Below are 2,224 nucleotides of genomic sequence, written 5' to 3'. Positions count from 1 at the left end.
GCTTCAACCAGCCATAAGAAACCCTGAGTTGGGTTGTAAAGCAGATACTCTGTCCACTGCCCTTCTGGTGCCAATGTATGTTTGGCACCTTTGAACAAGTTATCAAATGTTTCCTGAGCATCTGTTTCTAAATATCGGATTGCGCCGATAACATGAAACTCTTTATTTTTCAGACGGCCTGTCGAGCCGACAGGCAAAGTAAACATCGTATTTTGCGACAAACGCAGATTGTTGGCGGTAATAAGCTCTGCTTTATCTTTGCCGACTGCCAATTCGCTGCCGCAACTTTGACAGTTCAGATGGGAAGTCAGCCCGTTTACCCAATGAATGGATGAGCCGCAGTTAGGACAGTTTTCTGAAGTAATACTGCCTTTCAGACGGCCTGCGCTTTCTTTAATTTCATCTTCGTGGCGCGTGTTTTCCAGCTTCAAATCATCTAGGTTTACCATCCGACCGAAGAAGGCTTCGGGTGTTTTGTTGCTGTAATCGAGCGTGATGAAAAGGTTTTCGCAACGCCAGTCGGAAACACGATTTTCTGTATCCTCTTTTAAAACAAACGGCAATTCGCCCTGCGCAGCCGCGCGTTTCAAGCTGATTTTGCGGACATCGGAGGCAATATAGTGCTTATCTTGAAAAGTCAGCTCGCTAAACCCGGCTCGCGTGTCTTCAAATTTCGGCGGATTATCAATTTCGACTGGCATGGTCATCACATACAAATCGCCCGCCTCAGAAAGCCAACCTGCCCTGCCGTCGTCAAACAGCGCATACCATTCATTCCACGCACCATCGTCGTATTGCACCTGAAGCCGTCCGACCAAGGTAAAGCGTTGTGCGACAAATGTGCCGCTGGTTCCGATTTGAAGTGGACTAAAATCTTCCAGCAATGCGGAATCGCGACCGGAGTCGACAACGCCGTTATCTTGCCGCACCAGCATGCTGTTGCAATAGCCGCACACCAGCGTCACGGCAGAAGCAGAATGCGCTTCGACAGGTGCGCCGCAGCTTGGGCAGTCGGTTTTGAAGAAAGGAGTTTGAGACATGAATTTGCTTTTCCAGAATGGGTTGGAATGTTTCAGACGGCCTTAGCGTTTCTATCAACTGGTTTTATCAATGATTTCAGATTAGAAACAAACCAAATCACCGAACGGACTCAATCAAATGATTCGAAAGGCCGTCTGAAACCTTTTCACAGAAGCAACTCAACGCTTCTTTGAATGATATTTTTCAGACGGCCTTCAATTGATTAACCAATCAGCTGCTTCAACACTTCAGCCTTGGCCTTATCAAAATCTTCTTGCGAAATCAAACCGCCATCCAGCAAAGACTTGAGTTTCACCAATTTCGCCTGCGGATCTTCGGCAACCGGCTGAGCATTTTGCTGAGCCTGTTGCGCATTCGGCTGCATCATGCCAGCCATGGCACCCGCCATCGCCTGACCAATACCGGCACCTACGCCCAAACCTGCACCGATTCCGGCAAGTCCGCCTTCATTTTGTGCCGCAAGCGGGATGGATTCGGCGGTTTGATATTGGGTGTAGCGTCCCAAATCGCCGATAACACCCATCGAAATTTTCTTATCCAACGCAGCCTGAATAGACGCGGGCAAAGTAATGCTTTCAACAGTGAAGTTTTCCAGTGCCAAACCCAGCTTGGCAAATTCCGCGCCAAGCAATTCGCCGATTTTTTGCGACAGCAAAACTTGGTTCGCCGCCATATCCAAGAATGGGATACCGGAGCTGCCGAACGCGGCCGCCAACTGGGTGACTGCGATATTGCGCAGTTGGTTTTCCAAGTCTACGCCGCTGTATTGCGCCGCCACACCGCTGACTTCTTTAAAGAATTTTGCCGGATCGCTGATGCGGTAAGAATACATACCGAACGAACGCAGTTGCACCGCGCCAAACTCGGCATCGCGCACGGTAACTGGTTGAGACGTACCCCATTTTCGTGCGAGCTGTTGTTTGGTATTGAAAAAGTAAACATCCGATTTAAACGGAGACTCAAAAAGCTTGTCCCAGTTTTTCAAGTTGGTCAGCACTGGCAGAGTTTGCGTATTGAGCGTGTAACCCCCCGGACCGAACACGTCCGCGGTTACGCCTTCATCGACAAACATCGCCATCTGCGCCTCACGCACAGTCAGGCTTGCACCGTTTTGGATCTCCTCATCGGCAATCGGAAAACGCCACATCAGCAGGCTGTCATCGGGATTCGGCCATTGAATGAC

2 protein-coding genes are annotated in these 2,224 nt (G+C 49.6%); both read right to left on the bottom strand.

What is annotated here, in order from left to right:
• On the bottom strand, positions 1 to 1,040 hold a 1,040-nt coding region (locus ACTHS3_RS11755; RefSeq protein ID WP_440368015.1), incomplete at its 3' end, for a DUF4178 domain-containing protein.
• A 203-nt stretch (positions 1,041 to 1,243) separates the two neighbouring features.
• The coding region (locus ACTHS3_RS11750) for an SPFH domain-containing protein (RefSeq protein ID WP_440368014.1) at positions 1,244 to 2,224 on the bottom strand (981 nt) is incomplete at its 5' end.

This window comes from Neisseria sp. P0009.S007 (genome assembly GCF_051962515.1).
The sequence above is the reverse complement of the archived record's forward strand: the minus strand, read 5'-3'. Positions and strand labels throughout refer to the sequence as shown.